The following is a 2,509-nucleotide window of genomic DNA, read 5'->3' on the forward strand; positions in this document are numbered from 1 at the left end:
CTCCGCCATCCGCTCACCGAACACCGGCAACGCATCCCACAACTCAACCCCCATCCCCACCCACTGCGCCCCCTGCCCCGGAAACACCAACACGGTGCCGCCGCGGAGGTCTGCGCGCCCTTGGACGAGGCCCGGGGCGGAGACGCCGTCGATCAGTGCGGCGAGCGTGTCAGCCAGTTCGGTCTTCCGCGCGCCGATCACGACGGCGCGGTGATCCAGCGGGGTTCGTGCGGAGGCGAGGGTGAGTCCGGTGTCCGCGGCGTCGGGACCGCTGTCGTGAGCCAGGTATGCGGCCAGTCGCCCGGCCTGTGCGCGCAGTGCGTCCGCGGATTTTCCGTAGAGCACCCAGGGAACGGCACCGGCCGACCAGTCCTGCGCCGAGGGCGACTCCCCGGGTCCGGCCGCCTCGGACGGCGCTTCTTCGAGGATGACGTGGGCGTTGGTGCCGCTGATGCCGAAGGACGACACGCCCGCCCGTCGCGGGCGGCCGTTGCTCCGCCACGGCACCGCTTCTGTGAGCAGGGACACCGCGCCGGACTCCCAGTCGACGTGCGGGGACGGCTCGTCCACGTGCAGGGTCCGAGGCAGCAGTTCGTTGCGCAGCGCCATCACCGTCTTGATCACACCCGCGACGCCGGCGGCCGTCTGGGTGTGCCCGATGTTCGACTTGACCGACCCCAGCCACAGCGGGCGGTCGGCGGCCCGGTCGGCACCGTAGGTCGCGAGCAGTGCCTGTGCCTCGATGGGGTCGCCGAGTTCGGTGCCCGTGCCGTGCGCCTCGACGGCGTCGACCTCGGCCGTGGAGAGCTTGGCGTCGGCCAGCGCGCGACGGATGACCCTCTGTTGCGAGGGTCCGTTGGGTGCGGTGAGGCCGTTGGAGGCCCCGTCCTGGTTGACGGCCGAACCGCGGATCACCGCGAGCACGGGATGTCCGTTGCGTAACGCGTCGGAGAGCCGCTCGATGACCAGAACGCCGGCACCCTCCGCGAGGCCGAGGCCGTCGGCGGTGGAGGCGAATGCCTTGCAGCGGCCGTCGGTTGCCAGCGCCCGCTGCCGGCTGAACTCCACGAACGGGTCGGGCAGGACCATCACGTGCGAGCCGCCGGCGAGCGCGAGCGAGCTCTCGCCGTCCCGCAGCGAGCGTACGGCCAGGTGCAACGCGACCAGGGACGAGGAGCAGGCGGTGTCCACCGTGACGGCCGGCCCCTCCAGGCCGAGCGTATAGGAGACCCGACCGGAGGTCACACTCGTCGACACGCCTGTGACCAGGTATCCCTCGATCTCTTCGGGCACCGTGCGCGGGTCGGAGGCGTACCCGGAGGCGGCCACACCCGCGAAGACGCCGGTCTGGGTGCCCTTGAGCGAGAGCGGGGCGATCCCGGCGCGCTCCAGGGCCTCCCACGAGGTCTCCAGCAGGAGCCGTTGCTGGGGGTCCATCGCCAGAGCCTCGCGGGGTGAGATTCCGAACAGGCCGGCGTCGAAGCCTGTCGCGTCCTTCAGGAAGCCACCCGCACGCACATAGCTGCGGTGCGGGCGGCCGGGGATGGGGTCGTACAGGCTGTCGACATCCCAACCACGGTCCACGGGCAGACCGGTGACCGCGTCGGTGCTGTCAGCCACCAGCCTCCACAAATCCTCTGGGGACTCCACGCCCCCTGGGTAGCGGCATGCCATGCCGATGATGGCAATGGGTTCGTCAGCGGGGGTGCGGGAAGAGGAGTCGCCGGGGGCGGTGGCGTCGGCGCGCGCCCCCACCAGCTCGCCGAGCAGCCAACCGGCCAGGGCGGCCGGAGTGGGATGGTCGAAGGCGGCTGTGGCGGGCAGCCTGAGACCGGTCGCCGAGCCCAGGCGGTTGCGCAGCTCGACCGCGATCAAGGAGTCGAATCCGAGTTCCCGGAAGGAGCGTTCCGGTTCGATCGCCTCCGGCGAGGTGTGCGTCAGCGCCTTGGCCGCGTGCTCGCAGACCAGGGCCAGCAGGGTGCGTTCCTGTTCGGGCGGGGCCAGGGACAACAGACGCTCGTGCAAGCCCGTGCCGTCGCTCGGGGCAGCGGTGCGATGCGCCACGGTTCGGACCAGTCCCCGGGCCACCGGGGGCAGTTCTCCGGCCTGCGCACGGGCACGTAGGGTGCCCAGGTCGAGCCGTACTGGTGCGAGCAGCGGCAGATCCGACTCCGCGGCGGCGTCGAGCAACGCGAGCCCTTGCTCCGCGGTGACCGGCAGCATGCCGCCTCCCGTCAGCCGGGCCATGCCGCTTCCGTCGAGTCCGCCGGTCATCTCACTGGTGGGCGCCCACAGCCCCCACGCCAGGGACTGCGCGGCCAGACCACGGGTGCGCCGGTAGTGGGCCAACTGGTCCAAGAAGGCGTTGGCGGCGGCGTAGTTGCCCTGCCCCGGGGTGCCGTAGATACCGGCGGCCGAGGAGAAGAGCACGAACGCGGTCAGGTCGAGGTCACGGGTGAGTTCGTGGAGATTCCAGGCCGCGTCCACCTTCGGCCGCAGAACAGCCCTC

At 71.5% G+C, this 2,509-nt stretch carries 1 protein-coding gene; it reads right to left on the reverse strand.

Annotation, left to right across the window (positions count from 1 at the left end):
- A partial coding sequence (locus tag ACWD3I_RS49125) for a type I polyketide synthase (protein WP_365414182.1) occupies positions 1 to 2,509 on the reverse strand: 2,509 nt, incomplete at both ends.

The sequence above is a fragment of the Streptomyces sp. NPDC002817 genome, assembly GCF_053592055.1.